A 13,683-nucleotide genomic window follows, 5' to 3' on the forward strand; every position below is an offset into this window, starting at 1 on the left:
ATCATACCGTGTAAAATAGTATGTAACTGCTTATAAAAAGGGTAAGGTCGGATATACTTACCTTTGCGAAAGACTGAAAGGAATCACAAAAACTACGATTATGAAGAAGACCCGAGAACTGACCAAAACCGAATTTCTGAGCAAAGTCGTCGATTACGAATCGAACCCCTCGGAATGGAAATATCTGGGCGAGAGGCCCTCTTTGGTGGATTTCTACGCATCCTGGTGCGGGCCGTGCCGCATGGTAGCCCCGGTACTCGAAGAACTGGCCGAAGAATATGCCGGCAGGCTGGACATATACAAAGTGGATATCGAAGCCGAACCGGAACTGGCCGCAGCATTCGGCATCCGGAGCATCCCTTCGCTGCTGTTCTGCCCGCTGTCGGGACGTCCTCAGATGGTGCAGGGGGCCATGGCCAAACCCGATCTGAAAAGAATGATCGAAGAGGTGCTGCTGGTCGAATAAAACGCGTGGCGGGAACCATCGGTTCCCGCCACGCGTTGCTCAGTCCCTGCGCCCGATATAGAAAACATAACTGAAACAATCTCCGTATCGGTCGTAAAAATCGATCTCTTCACGCATCCGTTCGACGAAATGTCGCGCCGGTGCGGAATGGGCGTGTTCGTCGAGAAACGCGTCCATGACCCGTTCCATCGGACGATAATAATTATCCGTCCAACAAGTTTCGGGCAGAACGAAATGAGCCGACGGCAGATAACCGGCCCGCTCCATGATCCGCAGGTTTTCCACGGCAGTATGCGGCGCGATGCCGTTATCCGCGAAATACCGTTCGATCTCTTCCGGACGTACGGGTTTCAGCCAGCTCAGTTCCGTAACGGCGACAGTGCCTCCCGGTCGGAGATATTGCCTCCATTCGCGCAAACCACGCCCGAAGCCGATATGGTAGACGGCGCCTTCCGACCAGATCAAATCGAATGTCTCCGGGGCGAAAGGCAAATTTTCCATCGACCCTGCGATCGCCCGCAGGCGGGTATCGACCCCCGCCTGTGCGGCACGGGCATTCAAGTCGGCGACGAATTTCGCCGAAATGTCGAGAGCTGTGATCTGCGCTCCGGTATGTCGGGCCAATGTCAGCGTCTGCCCCCCGGTACCGCAGCCGATATCGGCGATCCGGGCATCTTCCGGCAAAAAACCGACATGCTTCCATGCGCAAAGCGTCGCCTCTTCGCTGCCGGGGCCTTGCCGGGGCAGCCGACGGAAAAAATCTTCGACAAGCGCCGGGTCGATGACGGGAATCTGTTGGGGTTCCATAGCGTTTCGAAAAGATGAACGGCGTATTCAGACACGTTCCGGCAGTGACACAGGCATACCGGTGACGAGACCGGAAAGGCGGCCCGTACATCCCGACAAGGCCGCCTTTCACCGAAATCCGGATTTCCGCCTCTCATCGGCCGGATCAGCGGATACGATCGAGCGATTTGATCAGAGCGATGTCTTTCGACACGCCCCGGAACGCGAAATAGACGAAAACCAACGCCACGAGCGGCAGCACATCCGCCACCGAATACTTGACCGCATAATCCCGCATCATCGTGTCCAGAATCTCTTTCAGTTTATAGATATACAGGGCGATGAAAGCCTCGATGCCCAACAGCATGATCGCCATCGCGAAACAGAGCCGCACCTGTATCCACCGCTTCCGGTACAGGAAAACGGTCGCGAAAGCCAGGACGAGCGTCAGAATCACCAGCACCGCCATATAGGTGGTCGGCACGGCTTTCTGCCCGTTCTGATAAATTCCCCAGAGATTGAACGTGATCTCCTCCTCTACGCCGGCGGGCACGACTACCCGCGTAATCGTACTGTCGGCCCCCACCGTTTCGACCGTACCGGCAGGCAGCGGCGCTCCCATTTTTACGGTCGCGTAATTCGGGAAAAACATCACGGCCATCAGTGCCACGACAATCAGCAGGTGGACGGTCTGGATACGTTGCAACATAATTCTTTTCGTTAAATCGGATTCGACAACGGCCGCAGACAGCACAAGACTCCGGAGTTCGCCGGAATGCGGTCTGTCCGAGCCGGTATTTGTACGGGCAAAGATAAGAAAATATGGCCAGCATATGCGCCCTTGCCCCATATCGGACTGCGATCTCCCCGGAGGCCCCGCGTTGCCGCCCGGTGCGGGGCCGGGGGCCTTCTCTGCGGAAGGCGGGTTGGCATCGGACATAATCCGTTAAAGATCAGGTGTAATGATAAAATGGGGTAAAGTCGTCTATACTTATTACCTTTGCCCGATCGAACCACTCCTGCCATGATACAGATAGACGACAAGATCATCAGCCTCGACCTGTTCACCGCCCGTTTCCGCTGCGACCTCGGCGCATGCCGCGGCGAATGTTGTGTAGAGGGAAACGCGGGCGCGCCGCTCGACGAAGAGGAGATCGCCCTGCTGGAAAACGAATGGAACCATTACGCGCCGTATATGACACCGGAGGGCCGAAAGTCGGTCGAAGAACAGGGAGTGGCGGTGCTCGACGAGGAGGGCGACCTGACCACGCCGTTGGTCGATGGGGCCGAATGCGCTTATACCATACGGGAGAACGGCGTGACATGGTGCGCGATAGAAAAGGCATGGAGCGAAGGTAAAACGCCGTTCCGCAAACCGGTCTCCTGTCATCTGTATCCGATCCGGCTGGTTAGATTGTCGAACGGAATGACCGGTTTGCAATACCACCGCTGGGACATCTGCCGGGCTGCCGAGGTTTTGGGGGCCGCCCACGGCGAACCGCTGTACAAAACCCTGCGCGAACCGATCGTCAGGCGTTTCGGTACGGATTTTTATAACGAGATGGAAGCCTGCGAAACGGAACTCCGGAAAATGGGCGAACTCTGATGCCGGACATTCCTGACGGGCGGAAAGGGGATCGCTTCCGGAACATACGTACGACTGTACCTTGTCAGGGCAGCCTCTTGAGAAACCGGCTCCGGGGCCGACTGTCCGGAACCGTTCCGCCGGGACAGACTCTGCATCACGTTCCTTCCCGACCTTTGACTGAACTCTTTACGGAAGTCCGGCGGAGTGCTGAATTTATCGTCCTCCGCTGCCCGATGCCGACCGTAGGTACGGCCTGCGCGGGCACTCCGCCGTCATTCGCTCTTCTTTTTCGGTCTTACAGGCCCAACTCTTCCCGGCGTCGTCTGGGTAACGATGCGGCGACCAATTCGTAAGAATGGTCGATCATCGTCCGAATATCGGCGTCGGTCAGGTGCGGGCCGGTCAGGAAAACGCCGTTCCACAGCCTTTTGTTCATGTGCCACCCCGGTTCGATCTCTTCGGGATACCGGTCGCGCAGTTCTACGGCCCGTTCCGGGTCGCATTTGAGCAGGATGTAATCCGACCGCTGCAATGAGCAGAGCGCGAATATCTTGCCCCGCTGGGTCGCGATATCGCCCACGCGGAAGACCATCGTGTCTTCGTCGAACGGAAACGCCTCGCTGGCGCAGGCTTTCGAGAGGCAATAGTCGCGTATTTCTTCGATATTCATAATTTTTCTGTCAAGTTTTGCGGCTCCGTGTCGTACCTTGCGTGGCGGGCAACCCTCTACGCGAAGACCTGTTTTCTCACTCCGACGCATCGTGCCCCGTTCCGCCTTTCTTTCTATTGTCCCAAACGTATGGAATACGCCGATGGGGAATCCGATCCGGAGTTACATTTCAAACCAGCGGCTATATTTTTTAAGGTAAGTATATATGAATATGTGCTTGATATTCACATAATTTTGTTCTTTGCCCCCTTTAAGCGAAGCCCCCTATCCCCGATGCCGGCGGTACCCCAGGCCCTTTATAACGATCATTACCCGATTTAGGTAAAGTCGTATATATTTTTTCTTAAATCGTACTTTTAATTCGCAAATTCAAGGCCGGAGCCAGCGAGGGCCAAACGAGCTTTGCGAGTTGCAGCCCTTCGCCCGGGGTGGCTCCGGGCTGACCGCTACGCGGACGATTAACCGTACGGTTAATTGTAACGTCTTTCGCCGACAGGCGTTTGTTCTTTCTTCGCCCACTCCTGTCGCGGGGGCATCGGTTTCTCCGGACGCCTCATGCCAGCGAGGCATCTCCTTTTTTACCTACGGTTTGCCTGTGGCTTCCTCGCCATAGTCCGTAAACGGCCTCTGGCCTCGGTACGCTGCTCGGTTCCTCCTGGCGCCTCGGCCATTCGTGCAACCGACGCTGCCGGTGAGAGCAGTGCAAGTTAGCTTAAGCACTGCCGAACGGCGAGGAGGAAAGCGAAGCCAACCCCGATGGCTCTCGGCTGTTGCGTCGGTTGAGCAACCAAAAAGGAGACAAAGAAGTCGCCGGGAATGCGATTCCCCGCTCCCGACTCCCGTCGGAACGGAAAACCGCACATTCCCGGGTTTGCAGCCTCTACCCGTACTTCGACACCAATGTAAGTCGCCGGGAGTACTTTTTAAACCTAATGTTAATTATTATTCCGCGCATCGACGCCCCACAACAGTTTGTTTCGTAATGTCTTATAGAAAGAGTTGCCGGCCGGACGCACCACTCGCAGCATATGCGGGGCCTTGGCCAGCTCGAATTCCGTGCCGTTCGCGACAAGGCATTCCCGATTGTCGATCGTCGCGATCGCCCCGCTGCCGTTTCGGGTCGTCATCTTCAACGTAACGGTACTCGTATCGGGCACCACCAGCGGCCGGATATTCAGGTTGTGCGGCGCGATGGGCGACAGGATCAGGCACCGGCATCCGGGGGCCAATATCGCCCCGCCGACGCTCATCGAATAGGCGGTCGAACCGGTGGAGGTCGATACGATCACCCCATCGGCCCAGTAGGTCGCCACGTTCTCGCCGTCGATGCCGATCTCTACCGAAATCATCGCGGTCCCGTCTTTTTGTATCGTGAATTCATTGACAGCCAATCCGTTCACGCCGCCTCTCGCTTGTAGGAGGGTGCGTTCCTCGATGGTGTACCGCCCGCTTTGCAGCTCGTCCATCGCTTTGCCTATGTCTTCCAGAGCCACGGCGGCCATAAAGCCGAGCCGCCCGGAGTTGATACCCAGAATCGGGATGTGACTCTCTCCCATCCTGCGCACGGTACTCAAAAAGGTGCCGTCGCCGCCGAAACTCAGAGCGAGATCGTACCCGGCGGGGGTGTCGGGGTTGAACGCGAAATCGAGGCTCCGACGCCGGAGTTCGTCGATCATAACGGGCAACGAAGGGTTCTCGGGACGGGAGTATAAGGCGATTTTCATAATCGGGTGGCTCAAATTTTGCTATCTTTGTTCGCTTAAATCGTTCGTTTTATTCGTGCAGTTGAGGTTTGAGATGACTGTTCTCTTTGTTCACAACCGACGCTGCCAGCGTGAATAGAGCGTTTTTATTCAGGCTTTTTCGATCGGAACGACAGCCCGTTGTTTTGCGGTTCGCAGAACCGCCGGCCTTGTCGCCCTGGCGCTTTGCGCCACGGGGGGAGGGCGACAGGCCGAAGTTCAGGTCTTGGGTGCGGGCTATCGTTTCATACAAACCCGCGTCCGGAGCGCAGAAAACTGCGAAACCCGAGGCGCACACGACTGCTCGGAAATTCGGCTTCGCCTTCCCCCAGAGTCTCGGCCACCCGAACGAGTTCGATGGCCGAGGTTGCTTGTCGGTTTTTGCTTTTCAAAGAAAGAACGGTTGTCTCCGAACTCTAATGTAACGGATAAACGAACGATTTAAACAGGAGCAAAAATAGGGAAAAATATGACCAAGTTAAGTGTAAACATCAATAAGATCGCCACCCTGCGTAATTCCCGCGGCGGCAACATGCCCGACCTGCTCGAAGCCGCCCGCAACATCGAACGATTCGGCGCGCAGGGCATCACCGTGCATCCCCGTCCCGACGAACGGCATATCCGTTACGCCGACGTGCGTGCACTGAAACCCATACTGACCACCGAATTCAACATCGAAGGCTATCCCGGCGAACGCTTCATCGAACTCGTGAACGAAGTGAAGCCCGCACAGGTAACCCTCGTTCCCGACGGCCCCGACGCCATCACCTCCAATGCCGGATGGGACACCGTAGCGCACCGCGACATGCTTCGGGATATCGTAGCCCGGTTCAAGGAAAACGGGATCCGCGTCTCCATTTTCGTGGAAGCCGATCCCCGAATGGTCGAAGCCGCCGTGGCTACCGGCACCGACCGCGTGGAACTCTACACCGAAGCCTACGCTACCGGTTACAAGACCGACCCGGAACGGGCCATAGCCCCCTTCGCCGCCGCCGCGGAAACCGCCCGTGAGTGCGGTCTCGGCGTCAATGCCGGTCATGACCTGAGCCTCGAAAACCTCGAATATTTCGCAGCCCGCATTCCCGGGCTGCTCGAAGTATCCATCGGCCACGCCCTGATTTCCGAAGCCCTTTACCTCGGTCTCGAAAACACAGTGCGCCTCTATCTGCAAAAACTCCAGAACGCGGCCCATGGGAAACGGTAACCGAGCGCTGAGCGACCCTCTCTTCCGCCGTATCGGCGCCATCGCCGACCGGCGCGGCGTGCAGGCATACGCGATCGGAGGCTTCGTGCGCGACTATTACCTGATGCGTCCCTGTACCGATATCGACATCGTAATCGTCGGCGGCGGTACAGGGGGCGGTATCGCCGTGGCCGAAGAGCTGGGACGCGAAGTGAAGAGCAAAGTCAATGTGTTCCGGAACTTCGGCACGGCCATGCTGCGCGTCGGAAAGTGGGAAGTGGAATTCGTCGGGGCGCGGCGTGAATCGTACCGGGCCGACTCCCGCAAACCGATCGTCGAAGACGGGACGATGGAAGACGACCAGCGCAGACGCGACTTCACCATCAACGCCATGGCGTTCGGCCTGAACGCCGACAACTTCGGCCGGCTGGTCGATCCGTTCGAAGGTATGGAAGACATGGAGGCGCAATTGATCCGTACGCCGCTCGATCCCGACACCACATTTTCGGACGATCCGTTGCGGATGGTACGAGCCGTCCGGTTCGCCACGCAGCTCGATTTCCGGATCGAATCGGAGACTTTCGCCGCCATCCGTCGTAACCGCGAACGGATCAAAATCATTTCGAGAGAACGTATCGCCGCCGAAGTCGAAAAGATCATGCGGTCGCCGAGACCGTCGAAAGGCTGGCGGCTGTTCGACGAAAGCGGCTTGCTGGAACTGTTTTTTCCCCAGCTGTCGAAACTCAAAGGAGTCGATACTGTGCGCGGACGGGCGCACAAAGACAATTTCATCCACACGCTGAAAGTGCTGGACAACATCGTTCCCCACGCCGACAACCTGTGGCTGCGGTGGGCGGCCCTGCTGCACGACATCGGCAAACCGCGCACGAAAGCCTGGGACGAGCGGGTCGGCTGGACGTTCCACGGACACGAGGTGGTCGGTTCGAAAATGATTCCGGGCATTTTCCGCGAACAGAAACTGCCGATGGACGAGCGGATGAAATACGTGCAGAAACTGGTCTTCCTGCACCTGCGGCCGATCATCCTGTCGGAAGACGAGGTGACGGACTCGGCGGTCCGGCGGCTGCTGTTCGAAGCGGGCGACGATGTGGAGGATCTGATGACACTGTGCGAAGCGGACATCACCTCCGGCAACGACGCGAAGGTGCGTCGTTACCTGGCGAATTTCGCACTGGTGAGGCGCAAGATGAAAGAGATCGAAGAAAAAGACCATATCCGCAACTTCCAACCGCCGATCACGGGCGAAATCATTATGGAGACTTACGGGATTCCGCCGTGCCGCACGGTAGGGATCATCAAGGAGCAGATCAAAAACGCGATCCTGGACGGCGAGATACCGAACGAATACGATGCGGCTTACGCCCTGATGGAAAAACTGGCGGCGGAGGAAGGGCTGACCCCGGCGTCGCGATAACGGACACGCGGCTGCCCGAAAACCGGGATATGAATCGTAGACTATTCCTTCGGCCCATATCCCGCCGGAAGACGATAACCTGGGCTTGACAGCTATCCGGCCCGCATACCGACCGGCCCCGGCCTGTACAGGGGAGGCCGGCTAAAACGGCTCCATTCACCGTTCGGTTAAACTAAGTTTCCGCGCCTGCGGCGGGCCGGTACTTTTCTCTCGGTAAGTCCGATACCGCTCGAAACACGAACCGGGCTGTAATTACCCTAAACCGTGGCCATTTCCAAGCGCCCGACTTACCATTAAACCTACGGTTAAAACTAAGTTTCCGCGTCAGCGGGCGGGCCGGACGCCTCCCCCTCGTGAGGCCCGGTGCCGCTCGGCACAGGGGGCCGGGCTGTAATTACCCGAGACCTCCCGGGCGTCCGACCGTAGAAATAATTGTACGGTTCCACACCGATTGCAGCTGCCTGCGCAGAAAACCCGGAATGATTCCGACCGGTCCGTACCGGATACACCCTCCATAAAAGACTGAGAAATATGATTTTCAGAAAAATACTCATCATCGCGGTCGGGGCGGGCGCCCTGGCCGGCGGACAAGCCGCCGGGAAAAGCTACGGCCCGGAATACTACCGGTCTCCGGTCGGTTTCGCCATTACGCTCGCCGGAAACATCGGCGAGATACGCTCCGACCACTTCCACACCGGTATGGATATCAAAGCCCTGCAAGGCGTCGGCAGCCCGGTTTACGCCGTAGCCGACGGCTACATATCGCGCGTGGGCGTATCGCCCACCGGTTACGGCCATGTGCTGTACGTGACCCATCCCAACGGCGAAACCTCGGTTTACGGCCACCTCGACCGTTTCGCGCCCCGGATCGCCCGGTGGGTACGGGAGCGGCAATACGCTAAACGGTCGTTCCGCGTCGATCTCTATCCCGAAAAAGGGATGTTTCCCGTCCGGCAGGGCGAACCGATCGCCTACCTCGGCAATACGGGATCTTCAGGCGGCCCCCACCTCCATTTCGAGATACGCGACCCGCAGGGCCGTCCCCGAAACCTCGTCGCCGAAGGCGTTTTCAAAGTGGCCGACCGCGTGTCGCCGACCATCAGCCGCATCCTGTTGTACGAAACGGACTCAGCCAACGGCGCACCTTACCGGACCCTGCGGCAAAGCGTAGCCGTACGGACCCTGCCCGACGGTACCGCCGTTCCCGAAGATTCGGTGCTGTACCTCGGCCGCAAAGGATACCTGGCCTACGAAACGATCGACTACAAAGACGGAAAATCCAATACGATGGGCGTTTACGCCATCGAACAGCGGGTGGACGGCAGCCCCAACTTTTCGTTCGCCATCGACCGGCTCGATTTCGCCACCAACGCATATGTCAATACCTTCGTCGATTATCCGGAGAACCATAAAGCCCGGCGTACCTCCGTATTGCGGGCCTACGTATCGCCGCACAACCGCCTGGCCGTTTACGGCCAGAGCCGGAGGTCGGGCGACGGGACGATCTCCGTCGAAGACAGCGCGTCCCGCCGGATCGAGACGACCGTAACGGACGACGCAGGCAACCGGACGGTGCTGAAATTCCGGATCGAACGGGGAACCGCTTTATGCGCCGAAGTACCGCAGGGCGATCCCGTCCCGTGGTGGGAAGGCAGGACATTCCGGCTGCCGGACGCGACCGTGGCGATTCCCGGAGGCGCTTTGTACGAATCGATGCATCTTTCGGCCTGCCGGGACACCGTATGCGGCATACCCGTGGTGCGGATCGGCTCTGCCGACGTGCCGTTGCAGAAAGCCGCGACGATCGGCATCGGAGCAGCCGGACTGCCCGAATCCCTGCGGCCGAAAGCCCTGCTGGTATCCGTCGCGGCGGACGGAAAACCGACGAACATGGGCGGCCGTTGGGACGCAGTTTCCGGGCTGGTAACCGCTTCGGTCAAACGGCTCGGCAGCTTCGCCGTGGCGGTAGATACCCTCGCGCCGGTCATCCGGGCCGTTTATGGTTCCGGTGTACGGATTCCGGCAGGCAAAACCCTGCGGTGGCGGGTGACGGACGACCTTTCGGGTATCGTGCGTTACACCCTGACCGTGGACGGTCGGTGGGAATTGCTGGCCTGGGATCCGAAAAGCCGGACGATGGAACACGCGCCGACACGGGGCGAAACGCCGGCAAAGCATGCCGTCGTGCTGACGGTGCGCGACGCCAAAGGAAACACGAAAACTTTTAAAAGTACATATATATGGTAAGGCCTGTTATCGAAGTATGCGCCAATTCGGCGGCGAGCTGCGTCGCGGCGGAACAGGGCGGCGCGGCCCGCGTGGAACTGTGCGCCGGAATCCCGGAAGGAGGTACGACCCCCAGTTACGGCGAGATGGTGACCGCCCGACGGGCGATCGGCATCCGGATGAACGTCATCATCCGCCCGCGCGGAGGCGATTTTCTCTACACTCCGGCAGAGATTCAGACGATGCTGCTCGACATCGAGGCGGCGAAAGCCGCCGGAGCCGACGGAGTGGTCTTCGGCTGCCTGAAGGCGGACGGAACCATCGACGCGGAACGCAATCGGGAGTTGAAACAGGCGGCCGGAAGCCTTTCGACGACATTCCATCGGGCTTTCGATGTCTGCCGAGACCCGTTCGAAGCCCTGGAACAGATCATCGCGCTGGGATTCGACCGTATCCTGACCTCCGGACAGGAGGCGACCGCGCCTCAGGGGGCCGAACTGATCGCCCGTCTGGTGGAACGCGCCGCCGGGCGGATCGTCATCATGCCGGGTTGCGGCGTGAATGAAAACAACGTGGCGGAGCTGGCCCGCCGGACGGGGGCGCAGGAGTTCCATATGTCGGCACGGCATCGTGTCGAGGGAGGGATGGAGTACCGTAACGAGCGGGTTTCGATGGGAGGAACGGTCACGGTCGAAGAGTTCGCCCGCGACATCACCGACCCCGAAAGAGTCGCCCGGTCGATCGAAGCGCTGCGTCATGTATGACCTGATCGTAGTGGGGGGCGGCCCGGCGGGGCTGATGGCGGCCGGTACGGCGGCTGCGGCGGGCGCGCGGCGGGTACTGCTGCTGGAGAAGATGGAAAAACCCGCCCGTAAGCTGCGCATCACGGGCAAGGGGCGGTGCAACGTAACCAACGACCGTCCGCGGGAGGAATTCCTTGCGAAAGTACGGCAGGGAGCCGATTTTTTCGGCACTGCGTTCCGGATGTTCGACAACCGGGCGGCTGTCCGTTTCATCGAAATGCTGGGCGTACCCCTGGCCTGCGAGCGCGGCGGACGCTATTTCCCGGCTTCGGGCAAGGCGTGGGATGTGGCCGATGCTCTGGTAAGCTGGACTTCGCGCAGCGGCGCCGAAATCCGGTGCCATGCGCCGGTCGCCTCGCTGCGGATAGAGCATAATACGGTCGCCGGCGTCGTGCTGGAATCGGGCGAGCGCCTGGAGGCGCGGGCGGTACTGCTGGCGACCGGGGGAGTCAGCTACCCGGCTACCGGATCGACCGGCGAGGGACATGAAATGGCTTATAAAGCCGGCCACCGGATCGAACCGCTCCGGCCCGCGCTGGTACCGCTGGAAGCGGAGGTGCCGAAGGGGCTGAAAGGTTTGGCGCTGCGGAACGTGGAACTGTCTCTGCTCGTGAACGGTTCGGCGGCGGAGAGGCGGTTCGGCGAGATGGAGTTCACGGCCGAAGGGGTTATGGGCGGGGCGATCGTGCTGCAAGCGAGCCGCACGGCGGTGGACGCTCTCTCGGACGGCAACCGGGTGGAAGCGGTCATCGATCTGAAACCGGCCCTGAGCGCGGAAAAACTACGGAACCGGATCGGCCGCGAAATGGCAAGCCTGGGCAACGAAGCGTCGGTAAAACTGCTTTTACAGAAATTACTGCCGCCCCAATTAAGGCAGATCATGGCGAAAAAGGCGGCTTTGCCGTTGTCGCTGCCGCTGGGTAAACTCTCGGCGCAGGATACGGAACGGCTGGTTTCCGTTCTGAAAGGGTGGCGTTTCCCGGTGCGGGACTACCGTCCGTTCACGGAGGCGATCGTTACGGCAGGCGGGGTCGATCTGTCGGAAGTTGATTCGCTGACCCTTGAGTCGAGAAAAATCGGAGGCCTCTATTTCGCGGGCGAACTGCTGGACATCGATGCCGATACCGGCGGTTACAATATCCAGGTGGCCTTTTCGACCGGCTATCTGGCCGGAAAATCGGCAGTCGGTACGGTCGGAGTCCCGGCTCATAAAAATTAAGGTAAGTATATACGACATTACCCAAAATCGGGCAATGATCTCTCTAAACGGCCCTGCGGTGCCGCTCGGTACAGGGGATCGGGGCTTTTCTCTGCTTAAGGGGGTGGGCGCGGACCGAAATATACTGAAAATCAAGTGTGCATATGATATAGGGTCAAGTCGTATATACTTACCAAAATTAATAGGGACGATTGTAATGCAGGGTTCGGTATGCGCGGGCAGCCCGTAGCACTCAGAGGCTTCCGCCGACACGGAATCTTATTTCAGCTGTTCGATTACCGGGCAATCCGCCATCTGAACAACCCGACCATTTTCCCCGTTCCTCACATCGGTACGACGGCTCCGGAAAGGCGGGAACCCGGATCCGATCCGCAGGAACGACGCCCCATTTCGTAACAGCCGGCACGAACGAAAAGTCCCGTTTTGTCCGATCGACTACGGACAAAACGGGACGGAAAGCGAACCCGGCCGAACAACGGCCCTACTTGACGCGCAACCGCTGCCCCAGCCGCAGGATACCGTTGCGGTCGATACCGTTGAGCTGGCAGATTTTCGTAATCGTCGTCCCGTAACGCAGCGCGATTCGACCGAGAATATCGCCTTTCCTGACGATATGGTAAACCGGGCCGCTGCCGGCAGGTTTGGGCTGCGCCGCCCGGATCGTCGTCGAATCGTCCGCCTCGGCCAGCAGGGTATTGGCAATCTCCTGATCTTCCCACTCCTCCTCGTCCAGTTCGTCGGACGCCCGCGAATGGATATTGAAATACGACCGCTCCAGCGCGAAAGTCTGGTACTTGAGCATCCCCTTTTCGAAATCGAACAGATGTTCCGGGTCGAAACTCTGGTCGCAGTACCGCACCTCGAAGTGCAGATGTGGCCCGTACGCCCGCCCCGTGGCCCCGACATAACCGATCACCTGGCCCGTTTTGACATAATCCCCCACTTCGACATTCAGTTTGGACAGATGGGCGTGCCAGGTTTCCAGGCCGTTCGGATGCCGGATGATGACCAGATTGCCGAACCCGCCGGTATTGTATCTGGAATAGCGCACCTTGCCGTCGAAAGCGGCCAGAACCGGTTCGCCGACCTTCATCGGCACGTCGATACCGTTATGGCTCCTGCGCCTGCGGGGGCCGTATTTGGAAAGCACCTTTCCCTGCACCGGACAACAGAACTGGCTGATGCTGTCGATCATCCTGAGTTCGATGACCGACGGCAGGTCGTTCAGTTCGATATTGCGGTACGAGAAGACCGAAGCGGTATCCCAATTGTTCCGGTAAACGGGCAGATCGTCCATCCTCTCCAGCGAAGGGCGATAATATTCCCACGTATTGTTACTGAAAATAATGACCTTGGTTTCCGGGTCGGCCGTAGCGATGGTATCCATCGGGCGGCGGGGCAGGTCTTCGAGCCGGGGAGCAGCCGGAGGCCCCCCGCGGCGGCGCTGTCCGTTCGCGGGCACGACCGCCGTAAAAGTCAGGACGGCCAGCAGGCCGAAACGAAATATAGAATTTTTACGCATATATGTTTTCCGGATTCGTTTGCGGTTAGCAAACGAAGGTTAC

Annotated in this window: 12 protein-coding genes; 7 read left to right on the forward strand and 5 right to left on the reverse strand. The window is 58.9% G+C overall.

The window, feature by feature from the left end; genetic code table 11:
• Positions 1 to 100: 100 nt before the first annotated feature.
• Positions 101 to 466 carry a thioredoxin gene (gene trxA / locus RIKMI_RS0109800; protein WP_037291821.1) on the forward strand — a complete coding sequence of 122 codons (366 nt, stop codon included), beginning with the start codon at positions 101 to 103 and terminating at the stop codon, positions 464 to 466.
• A 39-nt stretch (positions 467 to 505) separates the two neighbouring features.
• On the opposite strand, the gene RIKMI_RS0109805 is transcribed toward trxA, so the two are convergent.
• Both RIKMI_RS0109805 and RIKMI_RS14390 read right to left on the reverse strand, forming a co-directional pair.
• Positions 506 to 1,273: a class I SAM-dependent methyltransferase gene (locus tag RIKMI_RS0109805; RefSeq protein ID WP_051214492.1), complete on the reverse strand. Its 768-nt coding sequence runs from the start codon at positions 1,271 to 1,273 to the stop codon at positions 506 to 508.
• Between the two features lie 145 nt (positions 1,274 to 1,418).
• Entirely contained in the window at positions 1,419 to 1,961 is a 543-nt protein-coding gene (locus RIKMI_RS14390; RefSeq protein WP_051214493.1) for a DUF4293 domain-containing protein, read from the reverse strand.
• A 315-nt stretch (positions 1,962 to 2,276) separates the two neighbouring features.
• On the opposite strand from RIKMI_RS14390, the gene RIKMI_RS0109815 reads away from it, so the two are divergent.
• Positions 2,277 to 2,858 (forward strand): DUF3109 family protein, encoded by a 582-nt coding sequence (locus RIKMI_RS0109815; RefSeq protein ID WP_027291462.1) that lies wholly within the window; start codon positions 2,277 to 2,279, stop codon positions 2,856 to 2,858.
• Positions 2,859 to 3,135: 277 nt separating this feature from the next.
• Here RIKMI_RS0109815 and RIKMI_RS0109820 read toward each other — a convergent pair whose 3' ends face one another.
• Positions 3,136 to 3,510: an MmcQ/YjbR family DNA-binding protein gene (locus RIKMI_RS0109820; protein ID WP_027291463.1), complete on the reverse strand. Its 375-nt coding sequence runs from the start codon at positions 3,508 to 3,510 to the stop codon at positions 3,136 to 3,138.
• Between the two features lie 935 nt (positions 3,511 to 4,445).
• Positions 4,446 to 5,234 (reverse strand): NAD(+)/NADH kinase, encoded by a 789-nt coding sequence (locus tag RIKMI_RS0109830; protein WP_027291465.1) that lies wholly within the window; start codon positions 5,232 to 5,234, stop codon positions 4,446 to 4,448.
• Positions 5,235 to 5,721: 487 nt separating this feature from the next.
• Between RIKMI_RS0109830 and RIKMI_RS0109835 the strand changes: the two genes are divergently transcribed.
• From RIKMI_RS0109835 to RIKMI_RS13810, 5 genes are all read left to right on the forward strand, one after another.
• Positions 5,722 to 6,456 carry a pyridoxine 5'-phosphate synthase gene (locus RIKMI_RS0109835; RefSeq protein ID WP_027291466.1) on the forward strand — a complete coding sequence of 245 codons (735 nt, stop codon included), beginning with the start codon at positions 5,722 to 5,724 and terminating at the stop codon, positions 6,454 to 6,456.
• A complete protein-coding gene (locus RIKMI_RS0109840) occupies positions 6,443 to 7,870 on the forward strand; it encodes a CCA tRNA nucleotidyltransferase (RefSeq protein ID WP_027291467.1) in 1,428 nt (475 codons plus the stop codon). The genes RIKMI_RS0109835 and RIKMI_RS0109840 overlap by 14 nt, the downstream gene beginning before the upstream one ends.
• A gap of 531 nt (positions 7,871 to 8,401) precedes the next feature.
• Positions 8,402 to 10,117, forward strand: a complete 1,716-nt coding sequence (locus tag RIKMI_RS0109845; RefSeq protein WP_027291468.1) for a M23 family metallopeptidase — start codon at positions 8,402 to 8,404, stop codon at positions 10,115 to 10,117.
• The gene (locus tag RIKMI_RS0109850) at positions 10,111 to 10,860 is read left to right on the forward strand and encodes a copper homeostasis protein CutC (protein ID WP_027291469.1); all 750 of its coding nucleotides are present in this window, start codon (positions 10,111 to 10,113) and stop codon (positions 10,858 to 10,860) included. The genes RIKMI_RS0109845 and RIKMI_RS0109850 overlap by 7 nt, the downstream gene beginning before the upstream one ends.
• Positions 10,853 to 12,118, forward strand: a complete 1,266-nt coding sequence (locus RIKMI_RS13810) for a BaiN/RdsA family NAD(P)/FAD-dependent oxidoreductase (RefSeq protein WP_051214494.1) — start codon at positions 10,853 to 10,855, stop codon at positions 12,116 to 12,118. The genes RIKMI_RS0109850 and RIKMI_RS13810 overlap by 8 nt, the downstream gene beginning before the upstream one ends.
• A 481-nt stretch (positions 12,119 to 12,599) precedes the next feature.
• Here the strand turns inward: RIKMI_RS13810 and RIKMI_RS0109860 are convergent, their stop codons facing one another.
• Positions 12,600 to 13,640: a peptidoglycan DD-metalloendopeptidase family protein gene (locus tag RIKMI_RS0109860; RefSeq protein ID WP_027291470.1), complete on the reverse strand. Its 1,041-nt coding sequence runs from the start codon at positions 13,638 to 13,640 to the stop codon at positions 12,600 to 12,602.
• Positions 13,641 to 13,683 lie beyond the last annotated feature (43 nt).

The sequence above is a fragment of the Rikenella microfusus DSM 15922 genome (genome assembly GCF_000427365.1).
Lineage (GTDB): Bacteria > Bacteroidota > Bacteroidia > Bacteroidales > Rikenellaceae > Rikenella > Rikenella microfusus.

Bases quoted from the DNA above. Each gene is read 5' to 3' on its own strand.
- RIKMI_RS0109840 (WP_027291467.1), top strand. From the start codon at position 6,443: ATGGGAAACGGTAACCGAGCGCTGAGCGACCCTCTCTTCCGCCGTATC.
- RIKMI_RS13810 (WP_051214494.1), top strand. From the start codon at position 10,853: ATGTATGACCTGATCGTAGTGGGGGGCGGCCCGGCGGGGCTGATGGCG.
- RIKMI_RS0109860 (WP_027291470.1), bottom strand. From the start codon at position 13,640: ATGCGTAAAAATTCTATATTTCGTTTCGGCCTGCTGGCCGTCCTGACT.
- RIKMI_RS0109830 (WP_027291465.1), bottom strand. From the start codon at position 5,234: ATGAAAATCGCCTTATACTCCCGTCCCGAGAACCCTTCGTTGCCCGTT.
- RIKMI_RS0109850 (WP_027291469.1), top strand. From the start codon at position 10,111: ATGGTAAGGCCTGTTATCGAAGTATGCGCCAATTCGGCGGCGAGCTGC.
- RIKMI_RS0109835 (WP_027291466.1), top strand. From the start codon at position 5,722: ATGACCAAGTTAAGTGTAAACATCAATAAGATCGCCACCCTGCGTAAT.
- RIKMI_RS14390 (WP_051214493.1), bottom strand. From the start codon at position 1,961: ATGTTGCAACGTATCCAGACCGTCCACCTGCTGATTGTCGTGGCACTG.
- trxA (WP_037291821.1), top strand. From the start codon at position 101: ATGAAGAAGACCCGAGAACTGACCAAAACCGAATTTCTGAGCAAAGTC.
- RIKMI_RS0109820 (WP_027291463.1), bottom strand. From the start codon at position 3,510: ATGAATATCGAAGAAATACGCGACTATTGCCTCTCGAAAGCCTGCGCC.
- RIKMI_RS0109845 (WP_027291468.1), top strand. From the start codon at position 8,402: ATGATTTTCAGAAAAATACTCATCATCGCGGTCGGGGCGGGCGCCCTG.
- RIKMI_RS0109815 (WP_027291462.1), top strand. From the start codon at position 2,277: ATGATACAGATAGACGACAAGATCATCAGCCTCGACCTGTTCACCGCC.
- RIKMI_RS0109805 (WP_051214492.1), bottom strand. From the start codon at position 1,273: ATGGAACCCCAACAGATTCCCGTCATCGACCCGGCGCTTGTCGAAGAT.